General features: G+C 46.9%; 10 protein-coding genes. All 10 read right to left on the reverse strand.

Annotated elements, in window-relative coordinates; translation table 11 throughout:
- Positions 1-33: 33 nt before the first annotated feature.
- The 10 genes from infB to ispG all read right to left on the reverse strand — a co-directional run bounded on the left by infB (position 34) and on the right by ispG (position 14,082).
- A complete protein-coding gene (gene infB, locus ACSNJE_RS03665) occupies positions 34-2,526 on the reverse strand; it encodes a translation initiation factor IF-2 (protein ID WP_495252025.1) in 2,493 nt (830 codons plus the stop codon).
- Positions 2,527-2,565: 39 nt separating this feature from the next.
- Positions 2,566-2,874, reverse strand: a complete 309-nt coding sequence (locus ACSNJE_RS03670) for a L7Ae/L30e/S12e/Gadd45 family ribosomal protein (protein WP_052216577.1) — start codon at positions 2,872-2,874, stop codon at positions 2,566-2,568.
- Positions 2,855-3,136 carry an RNase P modulator RnpM gene (gene rnpM / locus ACSNJE_RS03675; RefSeq protein ID WP_474773179.1) on the reverse strand — a complete coding sequence of 94 codons (282 nt, stop codon included), beginning with the start codon at positions 3,134-3,136 and terminating at the stop codon, positions 2,855-2,857. The genes ACSNJE_RS03670 and rnpM overlap by 20 nt, the downstream gene beginning before the upstream one ends.
- Before the next feature lie 62 nt (positions 3,137-3,198).
- Positions 3,199-4,806 (reverse strand): transcription termination factor NusA, encoded by a 1,608-nt coding sequence (gene nusA, locus ACSNJE_RS03680; RefSeq protein WP_052216575.1) that lies wholly within the window; start codon positions 4,804-4,806, stop codon positions 3,199-3,201.
- 34 nt (positions 4,807-4,840) lie between these two features.
- The gene (rimP, locus tag ACSNJE_RS03685; RefSeq protein ID WP_052216574.1) at positions 4,841-5,302 is read right to left on the reverse strand and encodes a ribosome maturation factor RimP; all 462 of its coding nucleotides are present in this window, start codon (positions 5,300-5,302) and stop codon (positions 4,841-4,843) included.
- Positions 5,303-5,497: 195 nt separating this feature from the next.
- Positions 5,498-9,826, reverse strand: a complete 4,329-nt coding sequence (locus tag ACSNJE_RS03690; RefSeq protein WP_495252026.1) for a PolC-type DNA polymerase III — start codon at positions 9,824-9,826, stop codon at positions 5,498-5,500.
- Positions 9,827-9,869: 43 nt separating this feature from the next.
- On the reverse strand, positions 9,870-10,541 hold the full coding sequence (locus ACSNJE_RS03695; RefSeq protein WP_083436703.1) for an MgtC/SapB family protein: 672 nt from the start codon (positions 10,539-10,541) through the stop codon (positions 9,870-9,872).
- A gap of 48 nt (positions 10,542-10,589) precedes the next feature.
- Positions 10,590-11,219: a glycosyltransferase family 2 protein gene (locus ACSNJE_RS03700; RefSeq protein ID WP_474773181.1), complete on the reverse strand. Its 630-nt coding sequence runs from the start codon at positions 11,217-11,219 to the stop codon at positions 10,590-10,592.
- Between the two features lie 59 nt (positions 11,220-11,278).
- Entirely contained in the window at positions 11,279-13,018 is a 1,740-nt protein-coding gene (locus ACSNJE_RS03705) for a proline--tRNA ligase (RefSeq protein WP_495252027.1), read from the reverse strand.
- Positions 13,015-14,082 (reverse strand): flavodoxin-dependent (E)-4-hydroxy-3-methylbut-2-enyl-diphosphate synthase, encoded by a 1,068-nt coding sequence (gene ispG / locus ACSNJE_RS03710; RefSeq protein ID WP_013120242.1) that lies wholly within the window; start codon positions 14,080-14,082, stop codon positions 13,015-13,017. The genes ACSNJE_RS03705 and ispG overlap by 4 nt, the downstream gene beginning before the upstream one ends.
- Between the last annotated feature and the right edge of the window lie 7 nt (positions 14,083-14,089).

The following is a 14,089-nucleotide window of genomic DNA, read 5'->3' on the forward strand; positions in this document are numbered from 1 at the left end:
ATTTGCCACCCCCAAAACCTAATTCTTCTCCACTTATAGCTCCCGTGTAACCTCTTCCATAACAAAGGCTTCGATGACATCCCCCTCTTGTATATCATTATAGTTCTCTATCATAATGCCACATTCGTAGCCTTCCGATACCTCTTTCACATCATCTTTAAAGCGTTTTAATGAACCGAGGTTTCCTTCATGGATAACAATGTTGTCCCTGATAACCCTAACCTGGGCATTTCTGGTGATTTTGCCCTCAGCTACATAACACCCGGCAATTGTACCGACCTTGGACACCTTGAATATAGCCCTGACTTCCAGCCTGCCGATAATAACTTCCTTGAACTCAGGATCGAGTAGACCCTGCATAGCGGCTTTGACATCCTCTATTGCATTATAGATAACCCGATAAAGACGGATATCAACCTTTTCTGTTTCTGCCGCTTTGCGAGCATTAGCGTCAGGTCTGACGTTAAAACCGATAACAATTGCATTGGAAGCAGAGGCCAACATGATATCGGTCTCTGTAATAGCGCCGACACCGCCATGAATGGCATTAACCCTTACTTCATCAGTACTTAGCTTCATAAGGGATTGCTTCAATGCCTCTATAGACCCCTGGACATCAGCTTTGATAATTATATTGAGTTCCTTAACATTACCCTCCTGAATTTGTTTAAACAAATCGTCGAGGGATACTTTAGTGGTCGCCTTAAGTTCTTCTTCCCGTTTTTTGGCCAATCTTTTTTCACTTATAGTTTTGGCCGTCTTATCGTCCTTCACGGCATGGAAAATATCTCCGGCCTGCGGAACATCGGAAAGTCCTAACACCTCCACGGGTGTGGAAGGGCCGGCCTTTTTAACCCTGCGTCCCTTGTCATCTATCATGGCACGTACCTTGCCATGGGCTGTTCCGGCCACAATGGAATCACCTATTTTTAAAGTTCCTGTCTGAACCAAAACAGTAGCCACAGGACCGCGGCCTTTATCAAGCTCAGCCTCTATAACGGTACCCTTGGCCAACCGTTTAGGGTTAGCTTTTAATTCCTGGACCTCAGCCACTAACAAAATCATTTCCAATAAGTTTTCCAGACCCTCACGGGTTTTAGCCGATACCGGAACACAAATGGTATCTCCTCCCCATTCCTCAGGAACCAGTCCGTGTTCGGTCAGTTCCTGCATAACACGTTCCGGTCGAGCATCAGGTTTGTCGATTTTATTGATAGCCACAATTATAGGTACTTCTGCAGCCTTGGAATGGTTGATGGCCTCCACGGTCTGAGGCATCACGCCGTCATCTGCGGCAACAACAAGGATGGCAATATCCGTCACTTGCGCTCCCCTGGCCCGCATGGCAGTAAAAGCCTCATGGCCGGGAGTATCCAGGAACGTGATTTTTTTGCCGTCATGCACAACCTGGTATGCTCCGATGTGCTGAGTAATACCGCCGGCTTCACTGGCAGTTACGTTGGATTCCCTTATGGCATCCAACAGAGAGGTCTTACCATGGTCGACATGTCCCATTACAGTAACCACACAGGGACGTGGAACCAAATCTGCCGGGTCATCCTCTATTTCCTCAATAAAATCATAAGTAGACTCGTCAACTTTTATGTCAACTTCAAATCCAAACTCGTTGGCCAAAATTTCAGCGGTCTCTACATCTACTTCCTGATTGATAGTGGCCATTACGCCCAAGCCCATTAACTTTTTAATCAATTCCCCGGCCGACTTATTCATTTTCATGGCCAAATCTTTAACCGAAATGGTATCACCATGGATTTCAATAGGTTTAACCTGTTTGGGCGGTTGACTGCCGGCAGGTTTTTGGACCTCAGCTTTGTCTTTTTTCTGTTTGGGAGCCATAACTTTTTGTTCAAGCTTTTCCTTTTCTTTCACTCTATGCGGTCGCTCCCAGTTTTTCTGCCGGTCTTTCCGCTGCTCGCCACGAACCGTTTGTTCCGGCGCTGCAGCTACGGATTGCGTTGCTTGAGGACCCGGACCGGGTAGTCTCTGGCCTGCCGGCCTCGGCCCCTGACCTGCCGGCCGCGCTGCCTGACCAGGCGGTCTCTGACCTGCCGGTCTCTGACCTGCCGGCCTCTGACCTGCTGGCCTCTGACCCGCCGGCCTCTGACCCGCCGGCCTCTGACCTGCCGGCCTCTGGCCCGCCGGCCCCTGACCTGCCGGCCTTTTACCTTCTGGTCTCGCTGCCTGGCCCGGCGGTCTCTGCCCTACCGGCCGCGGCCCCTGACCCACCGGCTTCTGACCTACCGGCTGCGGCCTCTGGTTGCCCTGCTTTTCTCTGTCTTTTATAGCCACAGCCTCAACCTTTTTAGGTGCCTCTGCCGCGGTATCAGTCTGCTCATTCTTTTCCTTTTTCCCTGCTGCCGCAGCTCTTACCTTAGCCACCTCTTCGTCTTCCAGGGCGCTCATATGATTTTTTACCTGAATCCCTAGACGGGACAAAAAGGCAATCAGTTGTTTACTTTCCAGTCCTAACTCTTTAGCCAATTCGTACACTCGCATCTTTGCCATACATTCACCCCCGAAATAGTGGGCACCCGTAAATGTCTATTACAAATTACTTGAAAATAATTCCTTTATTCGTCGGGCAAACCCCTCGTCAGTTATGCATAAAACAGACCTGGGAGATTTACCGAGAGATATTCCGAACCGCATTTTATCTCCGGCAATTATATGTTGTACTCCCATCAATCCGGCTAATTGAATAAATTTGTTTTTTGTCCTGGCTGACGCATCATTTGCCAAAATAACCAGTTTCCCTTTGCCTTTATGTAAATTAGCTTCCACCGCAGCTTCTCCCGATATTAACTTACCTGCCCTTTGGGCTAAGCCCAGCATATCATAAGCTTTTTGTGTCATGACGTAACTCCAGGTTTTTTTGCAGGGCATCATAAATCTCCTGTGATATTGGTTGTTTAAAAGCCTTTTCCAGCCTTTTCCCTTTTATGGCTTTCTGCAGGCACTCGCCCGTAGGACAGATGTACGCTCCCCTGCCGGATTTTTTACCCGTAGGGTCTATCTCAAATTTTTCCTCCGGTGTTCTTACAATACGCACCAGTTCCTTTTTAGGTTTCATTTCCTGGCACCCAACACACATGCGCAAGGGAATTTTTTTGGCCATATCAACATCACCCATTAAGATTTCTTTTTCGAAGCCTTGTTCATTTTCACAGGCTCGCCAGTTTAATCATCATAATCGTCATAATCATCGTATAATTCTTCTTCAAAGTCCAGGTCCTTTTTCGCCTTTTTCTTTTTCCTGGGCTTCTTTTTCACGGGTAAATCATCTTCTTCAGCTTCGAAATCCGGGTCTTTATCCTTCTTGCCCTTCTTTTTCTTTTTAGTCTTTTTTGCCTCTTTGGTCTCCTCTTCTGTCACTATTTCTTCATCACAGGCAGCGATATCTGTGTTATCGTCATCATGTTCTTCCGCAATTTCACCATCATGCCATTGGTCTTGGTTCTCGTAGTTTTCTTCATAGTTTGCCTCATTATCGTTATCGGCATCATAGCTTTCAGTATAGTCATATTCATCCGGATAGTTTTCATCGTATTCTTCATACCCCTGCTCATACCCGGCGTTTTCGTCATATCCTTCCTCATATCCAAGGTATTCGCCGTCTTCCTGGTCGTAATCGTATTCTCCTTCGGCATATTCCCCGTTATATTCATCTTCATAATATTCTTCCCCGGCATAGTCCTGATTGTCAAGTGTGATATCGTCGTTTTCCTCAAACAAGTCATCATTGTCAGCCATTTCAGCCATTTGTGATTCGCTTTTTATATCTATTTTCCAGCCGGTTAATTTCGCAGCTAACCTGGCATTTTGGCCCTCTTTACCGATAGCTAGAGATAATTGATAATCAGGAACAATAACCCGGGCAATTTTTTCGGCTTCGTTTACCTTCACATCCAGTACCTTTGCAGGGCTCAGAGCATTTGCAACAAACCTGGCAGGGTCAGGACTCCATTTGACTATATCGATTTTTTCTCCCTTTAATTCGTTCACTATTGTCTGTACCCGCATACCCTTGGGACCTACGCATGCTCCTACGGGATCAACATTTTCATCCTTGGAGTAAACGGCTATTTTAGAACGAGCGCCCGCTTCCCTGGCCACAGATTTTAATTCTACTACTCCATCATGGATTTCCGGAACTTCCAGTTCAAATAGCCGTTTCAACAGTCCCGGGTGAGTTCGGGATACCAATATCTGGGGCCCCTTGGTTGTCTTTTTGACCTCTACTATGTAGGTTTTTATCCGGTCGCCATGGCGGTATTCTTCACCGGCTATCTGCTCGCTGGGAGCCAGAATAGCCTCCGTCTTCCCAAGGTCCACATAGACATTTTTGGGATCCTGCCGCTGGACTATACCTGTAACAATGTCGCCTTCCCGGTTAGAAAACTCTTCGTAGATAATGCCCCGTTCTGCTTCCCTGATTCTCTGTACAACCACCTGTTTGGCCGTCTGGGCTGCAATACGGCCGAAATCCCTGGGGGTAACCTCAATTTCCACAATATCACCCAGCTCGTACCTGGGATCACGCTTTTGGGCCTCCTCCAGAGAAATTTCCAGCCGGTCGTCTTCTACTTTTTCGACCACGGTTTTCCGGGCGAATACTTTAATTTCTCCGGTTTCCCGATCAATATCTACTCGTACATTCTGTGCTGAACCAAAATTCCTTTTGTAAGCAGAAATCAGCGCCGCTTCTAAGGCCTCCAGAAGAACGTCAATGGCAATGCCCTTCTCTCTTTCCAGTTCTTCAAGGGCCTCGATGAACTCCGTATTCATTTGTTTACTAAACCTCCTTATTCAATTGAATTTTTTAAAATTCTATCTCCAACCTGACGGAAGAGACCTTATCCAGCGGTAACGCTTTATCCGTACCAGATATCCCGATGACTACTTCGTTGTCGATAAGTCCTTTCAGTTCCCCTATAAATTCTTTCTTTCCGTCAATGGGAGCATACGTAGAAACTTTCACCTTGCGCCCGGCATACCTTGCAAAGTCTGCAGGTTTCTTAAGTGGCCGGTCCAGCCCCGGGGAAGATACCTCCAACATGTATTCATGTGGTATAGGGTCCTTTTCATCTAACAGCGGATCCAGTCTCTGAGCAATCATCTGACAGTCATCCAGACTTACCCCCTGGGGTTTATCAATAAAAACCCTTAAATACCAATGAGCGCCTTCTTTTACATATTCCACATCCACCAATTCCATCCCGGCATTCTCTACTATAGGCACCGCCAACTCCGTTACAAGATCTTCAATTTTACTTTTTGCCAATTTTTTACACTCCTTACCCGTGAAATGTGTATTTAATAGTTATCTTATCCCATAAAGGATCATTCCATAGCGGTAATTTTCCAAAAGAAATATGAAAGAGTGGGCTCAACCCACTCTGATTCGCGAAAAATCAGTTCTCCAATCAGCTAAGTCTTTTTTATTATACCATAAAATGTATGCATTGGCAAGTCCACGTTAGAACAAAGCCAACTGGTCTGTTTCAGGCAAGTTGCGCAGGCATCCGTGATTCTGCAAAACCTCGACCACCGTTTTACTTATTCTGGCCCTGGTGCGTAAATCTTCGATAGAGGTAAACTTGGCCTCGTCCCGGGCCCTTTCTATACTGCGGGCTGCAGCTTCCCCCACGCCCTGCAGAGCGGCAAAAGGAGGCAGCAAACCCTCTTCCGTGATCAGGAACCTGGTAGCCGTGGATTCAACCAAACTAACAGGCCTTATCTTTATCCCCCGGACATACATTTCCAGCGCTACTTCCAGAATGGTAAGCAGGTTCTTTTCCTTGGCAGACGCTTCATTGCCTTTATTTTCAATTTCCCTGATTTTGTTTAATACTGCTTCTTTGCCGCGGCATATGATATCAGCATCAAATTCATCTGCTCTGACCGTAAAATAGGTGGCATAAAAAGCTTCGGGATAATATACCTTGAAATAAGCAATCCGAAATGCCATCATCACATAAGCTACCGCATGAGCTTTCGGGAACATGTATTTTATTTTTTTGCAGGAATCGATATACCATTCAGGCACATTGTTTTCCCGCATGTATTCCTCATCCTCAGGCTTCACCCCTTTGCCCTTCCGCACACCTTCCATGATTTTAAAGGCGCGGCTGGGTTCAAGGCCCTTGTAAATTAAATATACCATAATGTCGTCCCGTGTGGATATGGCTTCCGAAAGAGTACAGGTCCCGCTTCTGATTAAATCCTGGGCATTATTAAGCCAAACGTCGGTACCGTGGGAAAAACCCGAAATCCGCACCAGTTCGGAAAAAGTTTTGGGACGTGTATCCTCTAGCATCTGCCGGACAAACTTGGTACCAAACTCGGGAATGCCATATGTACCAACATTGGAACGGATATCATCAGGCGTTACACCCAATGATTCCGTACCGGAAAATAACTGCAAAACCCTCGGTTCATCGAGAGGAATGGTCTTGGCATCCACTCCTGTTAAATCCTCCAGCATCTTTATAACCGTAGGGTCATCATGGCCGAGGATATCTAGTTTGACTATCCGACCGGAAATAGAATGGTAATCAAAATGAGTTGTGATGACTCCCGATGTCTTGTCGTCGGCCGGGAACTGCAGAGGAGTGAAATCGTGCACATCCATATCCCGTGGTACAACCATGACTCCGCCAGGATGCTGGCCGGTAGTTCTCTTAACCCCCGTACAGCCCGATGCCAGCCTGGTGATTTCAGCATTACGTTTGATGATTTTTCTCTCTTCCAGATAATTTTTAACAAAACCAAAAGCGGTTTTGTCAGCAATAGTACCCGTTGTCCCCGCCCTGAAAACATACCCTTTACCGAAGAGTTCTTCCGTAAATTTGTGTGCTCTGGGCTGATATTCCCCCGAAAAGTTAAGGTCTATATCAGGTACCTTATCCCCTTTAAAGCCCAAGAAGACTTCGAAGGGAATGTCATGGCCATCCTTTTTCAAAGGTTTACCGCATACAGGGCAGTCCTTATCCGGCATATCAGCCCCGCTGCCGTAAGAGCCGTCGGTAACAAACTCACTGTACTTACAGTTTCTGCATATATAATGGGGGGGTAAGGGGTTAACTTCTGTAATCCCTGTCATAGTGGCCACAAAAGAAGAACCAACAGAACCCCGTGAACCAACCAGATAGCCATCCTCGTTGGATTTCTTTACCAGTTTGTGAGCAATCAGGTACAAAACAGCAAAACCATTGGTAATTATGGAATTGAGTTCCTTATCCACTCTCTGCTGGACAATATCCGGCAAAGGGTCTCCGTATATTTTTTTAGCCGTTGAAATCGTAAGTTCAATTATCTGCTCTTCGGCGCCCTCTATTTTCGGTGGAAAGAAGTCATCAGGCATCGGCTTGATCGAATCAATTGACTCCGCTATACGAACCGGGTTTTCAATGACAACTTCCCTGGCATTTTCCAAACCCAGGTAACTGAATTCTTCCAACATTTCTTCCGTTGTTTTCAGATACAGGGGCGCTTGGTTGTCCGCATCTTCGAAGCCTTTCCCGGCTAATAATACAGCACGGTATACGGCGTCTTCAGGGTCCAAAAAATGTACATCGCCTGTGGCTACCACGGGCCGGCCAATTTTGCGGCCCAGCTCAAAAATTTTCCTGTTCAGTTCCCTCAATTCATCATAAGAATTTACCCGGCCTTCCCTGAGCAAAAACTCATTATTGCCAACAGGCTGTATTTCCAGGTAGTCATAAAACCCGGCGATCTCTTCCAAACGTTCCTGGGGCGCATTATCGAGCAGGGCCCGAAACAGTTCTCCGGCTTCACAGGCCGAACCAATGATTAATCCTTCGCGTTTTTTTATTAACTCGCTTTTAGGTATCCGCGGATGCCTGTGGTAATACTTCAAATGGGAATCGGTAACAAGTTGGTACAGGTTTTTTAGACCCTGCTGGTTTTTCACCAAAATGACCACGTGATGGGAACGCAGCTGATCGATGTTTATATTGCCTATCAGAGAATTAATCTGTCCCAGGGTGTCAATATTGTGCTCTGCCAGCCTTTCCAGAAATTTTATTAAAAGCTGGGCCGTTGCCTCCGCATCGTCCACCGCCCGGTGATGGCTTTCCAGCTTTACGTTAAATTCCTTGGCCAGGGTCTTTAATTTATGGTTTTTCATGTCGGGAAAAAGACCACGGGCCAGTCCCAAAGTATCCAGTACCGGCTGCGCCAATGTCCTGTTTAAAATTTTCTCCATATTTGCCCTGAGAAACCCGGTATCAAACTGGGCGTTGTGAGCGACCAAAACCGCATCACCAACAAAATCTATAAACTTGGGCAGTACCTCTGCAATTGGCGGCGCATCACTTACCATGTTGTTAGTTATGCCTGTAAGTTCCTGAACCTCAGGTGGAATCTCCCGGACGGGACAAACAAAGGCGCTGAACCTGTCCAGAATTTTATTACCATGGATTTTAACGGCGCCAATTTCAATTATTTCATCCGTGACAGGAGAAAAACCTGTGGTTTCCAGGTCAAATACCACGTATGTAGCGTCCTTTACCGCTTCTTCACGGGGATTTATGATAATCGGCGCTCCGTCTTCTATCAAATAGGCTTCAATGCCGTAAATAATTTTGACATTAGATTTCTGGGCCGCTTCATAGGCCTCTGGAAAAGCCTGTACCACGCCGTGGTCAGTTATAGCAACGGCTGCATGTCCCCACTCGCCCAATCTGGCAACCAGATCTTTTACATCCGTCAGTCCATCCATAGCGCTCATCTTGGTATGTAAGTGCAGTTCAACTCTTTTTTCTTCGGCGTTATCCATGCGGACCACAGCTTCTGCTTTATTGACATCCCGCACCAACAGTATCAGTTCGTGTGAATAGCGGTCATACTGTACCGTACCCTGTAACTTCACCCACATATTTTTTTTCAGGACATCGCCCAAAAACTGTCCGCTTTTTTCATCCTCGAAACATTTTACCGTGATGGAGTCAGTCAGGTCGGTAATGTCAAATGTTACCAAACGCCGCCCACTGCGCAACTCTCTGGTTTCCAGGTTAAATACCCGCCCAACAATGACCACGTTTTTTTCTTCATCCTGGATGTCTTTAATCGGTATCGGTTCTCCACGGATAGCTTTTCCGAACAGAATTTCACCAGAAGCTGCCGGCTTCTTTTCATTGTCTCCGGACATCTTTTCATTTTTCTTGGCGAAAGCCAGAATTTTTATTTGCTCCCGGAACTGGGCCTTTAAGGTTTCCTCTTCTTCCAACCAATCCTGCGGCAAAGGATCGGCATCGTTGTCCAGCTCCAATGATACTTTAACTTCCAGACCAAATTTTTTTAATATGTTTGCGGCAATTGTGTAGCCGATTTTTTTCTGTTCACATATTTCCAAACCGACCTGTCCGCCTACAAAAATGCGCAGTAAATCATCGTCAACTTCCCACCGCGCTTCTCTTAACCAACCGTTGAGAATAGGGTGGCGATCCGTTATTTCTTCAACCATTGGCGACCAATACTGCTGCATTAAGCTTTTTAGGTCCCTGACAGGCAAATTAAAACTGATTGCAAATTCCACTTTACTTAATTGTGGAATTTCTCGCGCAATCAGTTGTTCCAGAACTTTTAAATGTTTAGTTTCTACAATTTCCGGAAGTGTCAGGTGAATACGCCACATCTTTTTTGCGTTGCTTATTTCCACCTTGGCAACGGAAGCCTGCAAAAGAACTTTTTTTACTTCATCGGGTAAATCAGCTTCGGCAATAAAATCAAACAGGTTTTTTGCTTGTGTCCTTTTCACGCCATGCACACGACCCGTTGGCACTAAACATCCTCCCCGAATCTTTTTGTCTCTTTTGTAAGGCAATTTAATCATTGTGTGATACCTGGTGTACCCCCGGCACATCGGCAAGCATATGCATCAATTCCTGCATGTCCAGGTCATGAGGCATAATCACATCTACTTCCATTAAGATCTGGTGACCTTCCTTTAACTGTTTAAGCTGAATATTATGGATATTTACTCCGTGGTCACCCAGGAAACAGCCTATCCTTCCCAACTGTCCCGGTCGGTTATCAATGGTCAGTAGCAGGGACTGATAATGGCTTACCCCGGCCATCAGTCTCTCAACTTTTCCGAGGTAAATCAGGGCTAAAAAGACTACTCCCGTAGTAACCAGAGCCCCAAAATAAACTCCGGCGCCGACTGCCAGACCTACCCCTGCCACCACCCAAAGAGTGGCGGCAGTAGTAAGACCCTTAACGGTGGCTCCTTCCCGCATAATCGTACCGGCGCCCAAAAAACCAATGCCGCTTACCACCTGAGCTGCTATTCGCGCCGGATCCATAGGCGTATCATGTCTGTACTGAAAATATATCTCCTGCGAAACTATCATAATTAAGGCGGAACCGACACAAACCAAAATATGGGTCCTAAAACCGGCAGATTTATTTAAACTTTCCCGTTCAAGGCCGATCAGGCCGCCCAGTACACAAGACAATACTATGCGCATAACCACATCGTATTCTGTAAATGTCATCCGGCGCCCTCCGTATTTGGCCATTGCATGAGGCCAATTCTTAAGTATTTAATTACGGCCAACACACTTGGCAATTTCCCAATACATTTTCATCCTGGCTTTAAAGCCTTTAATTAATCCCAGTTTTTCTTCCTTCATCAAATGCGACATTTGTTTTAATTCTACTTCCTTGAAGGAAATTCCTGCAGATTTTACAAAACGGGTCAGGGCTATTTCAACCCCAAAACGCGAAAGATCCAGCCCGGAGACCGTTTCAAAAATTTCTCTTTTCACCGCCCGTTGACCACTCAAATACGGGGTAAGAAACTGGGCCAAATCGGTAGCAAATCTTCCTTCATCAAAAACTCCAATGGTCATTTCCGTCTCACCCTGCAAAACAGGGTTAATCAGGTCATAAACATGGGAAGGCTGCAAACCAATCAAATCGGCATCCAAAAAAAGAATTATGCCGGCCTGCGTTGAACGCACACCGACAACCATGGCGCCGCCTTTACCCACGTTGCTGCGCAGGTTAATAACCCGGGCCCCTGCCTCTTCGGCAATTCTTCCTGTATTGTCTGTTGACCCGTCATTTACCACGATGATTTCCTTCACCAGGGGAACTTCCCTGACCGTTTTGACCACCTGGGCTATGGTTTTTTCTTCGTTGAAAGCAGGGATAACTGCCGCCACGTCCATATATACCTAACCTCCTGAATATTCGGTATCAGGTATATATTAGACTGGATATGCCCTGCTTATTCTTCTATGCGGTATGAATTGAGCCTTTTCATTTCTTCGTCCACCAGATTTTTTACATAAGTGACAACTTCCTCTACAGGCAGGTCCCTAGTGTCGCCGGTCTTGCGCAGGCGGACCTCTACCCTGCCTTCGTCAACAGCCTTATTCCCAACCGTTACCCGGATCGGGTAGCCAATTAAATCGGCATCCTTAAACTTCACACCGGGCCGTTCGCTTCTGTCGTCAATAATGACTTCTATCCCGGCCTCAAGTAGCTGAGAGTAAATCCTTTCGGCCAGTTCCACCTGTTCAGAAGATTTGGCACTTACGGGAACTACTATTACCTGGAACGGCGCTATGGACATAGGCCAGATAATCCCATCCTGATCATGGTTCTGCTCTATGGCCGCCGCCACAGTTCTGGTAATTCCTATCCCGTAACAGCCCATAACGATGTACTGTTCCTTCCCGTTTTCGTCAAGAAATTTGGCCCCCAACGCCTTGCTGTATTTGGTACCGAGTTTAAATATTTGGCCAACCTCTATCCCTCTTGCCATGGCTAAGGTGCCGTTACATCTGGGGCACGGCTCACCGGCCTGCACAATACGGATATCGGCTTCCATATCAGGCTTGAAATCTCTGCCGGGTTTGACGTTTTTCAGATGATAACCTGTTTTGTTTGCGCCCGCCACAGCATTGACCATTTTCATCACTTCATGGTCAGCTATAATAGTGACGTTCTTCAAACCTACCGGCCCGGCAAAGCCCACTTCGGCTCCTGTTATTCTCTGTACGGTCTCGCTGCCGGCCAGGTCAAGATGCAGAGCCCCCAGAACATTCAACAGCTTGATCTCGTTAACTTCACGGTCTCCCCTGACCAGAGCTACCACTTCTTCTTTTTCTGTTTCATAGATCAGGGTCTTAATCAGGTTTTCCGGACCTACTCCCAGCATGGCCGTAACCTCTTCTATAGTTCTCGCATTAGGCGTAGCCACTTCTTCCATAGGAAGCATGTCCATCGGTGTAACTGTGTCAACAGAGCAGGCTTCTGCTTTTTCCACGTTGGCCGCATATTCACATTCCGTACAATAAACTATGGCCGCTTCGCCAGATTCTGCAAGCACCATAAATTCGTGGGTGGAACTCCCGCCTATGGCGCCGGAATCGGCCTCTACGGGACGAAACTTTAAACCACAACGGCTGAATACGCGGGTGTAAGCATCGAACATCTTGTTATAACTCTCGTCCAGACCCGCCTCATCGCGGTCGAAGGAATACAAGTCTTTCATGATAAATTCCCGACCGCGCATCAAGCCAAAACGCGGCCGCCGCTCATCGCGGTATTTGTTTTGTATCTGGTAAAGAAGCATGGGCATTTGCTTGTATGACCGAATCTCGTTGCGAACCAGGTCAGTGATAATCTCTTCATGCGTCGGACCAAGGGCAAAAGAACGCCCATGGCGGTCTTTTAACCGGAAAAGTTCGTCTCCGTATACATCCCATCTCCCCGATTCCTGCCACAATTCTGCAGGCTGCATAATAGGCAGTATTAATTCCTGCCCCCCTTTTCTGTCCATCTCCTCCCTTACAATCTGGGATACTTTTTTAATGACCCGATTGGCTAATGGCAAATATGTATAAATACCCGATGCGGACTTCCTGATGAAACCCGCTCTCAACATTAAAATATGGCTGATAACTTCTGCCTCAGCCGGAACTTCACGCAGGGTTGGCGCAAGAATCTCTGATGCCCTCATTCCTTCTCCTCCCTACACATATTTTTAATTTCCTCCATAAGTTCATCCAGGAGGTTTTCTTCTTTAACCCTTTTGATTATTTCGCCTTTACGGAACAGTATTCCCACTCCCCGACCGCCGGCAATCCCGATATCAGCTTCCCTTGCTTCACCCGGACCGTTTACCACACAACCCATAATAGCCACCTTTAGAGGCCTGTCCAGGCTATGCAGTCTCTTCTCCACTTCTTCTGCCAGGGGTATAAGATCTATCTGGGTCCGGCCACAGGTCGGACATGATACAATTGTAGGCCCGCGTTCTCTAAGATGCAGACTCTTTAATATTTCATAAGCAACCCATACTTCTTCCACAGGGTCGCCCGTTAAAGATACCCGTACCGTATCGCCAATGCCCATACTGAGCAGGGCGCCTATGCCCACTGCTGAACGAATAGTTCCCGTTCTTATGGTACCGGCCTCCGTTACCCCTATGTGTAAGGGGTAATCCACCTGCTCAGCCATCATCCGGTAAGCTTGAATAAGCAAGGGAATCTCAAAAGTCTTTAAAGATATTTTTATATCGTAAAAATCCAAATCCTCCAGTATATGTACGTGGTTGAGGGCGCTTTCCACCATACCCTCTGCTGTAATACCACCATACTTTTCGATAATCTTTTTTTCCAGCGACCCGGCATTGACCCCTATCCTGATAGGAATTTTCCGCCCTTTGGCTTCATTTACAACGGCCCGCACCTTTTCGCGGCCCCCTATGTTTCCCGGATTCAGCCGGAGCCCGGCGACACCGTTGTCCATAGCTTTTAATGCCAAACGGTAATCGAAGTGAATATCAGCAATTACCGGCAGCGGTGACTGCCGGGTAATCTCTTTTAAAGACTGGGCGGCTTCATCATCAGGTACGGCAACCCTGACAATTTCACACCCGGCCTCCGCCAGCCGCCGAATCTGATCCAGGGTGCCGGGAACATTCCTCGTATCGCTATTGGTCATGGACTGTACCACAACAGGAGCGTCCCCGCCAACGGGCACATTGCCGATAAAAATCTGCCTGGTTTTCCTCCGCTGCAAATCCCCA

The organism is Thermincola sp. GK-1 (assembly GCF_059412445.1).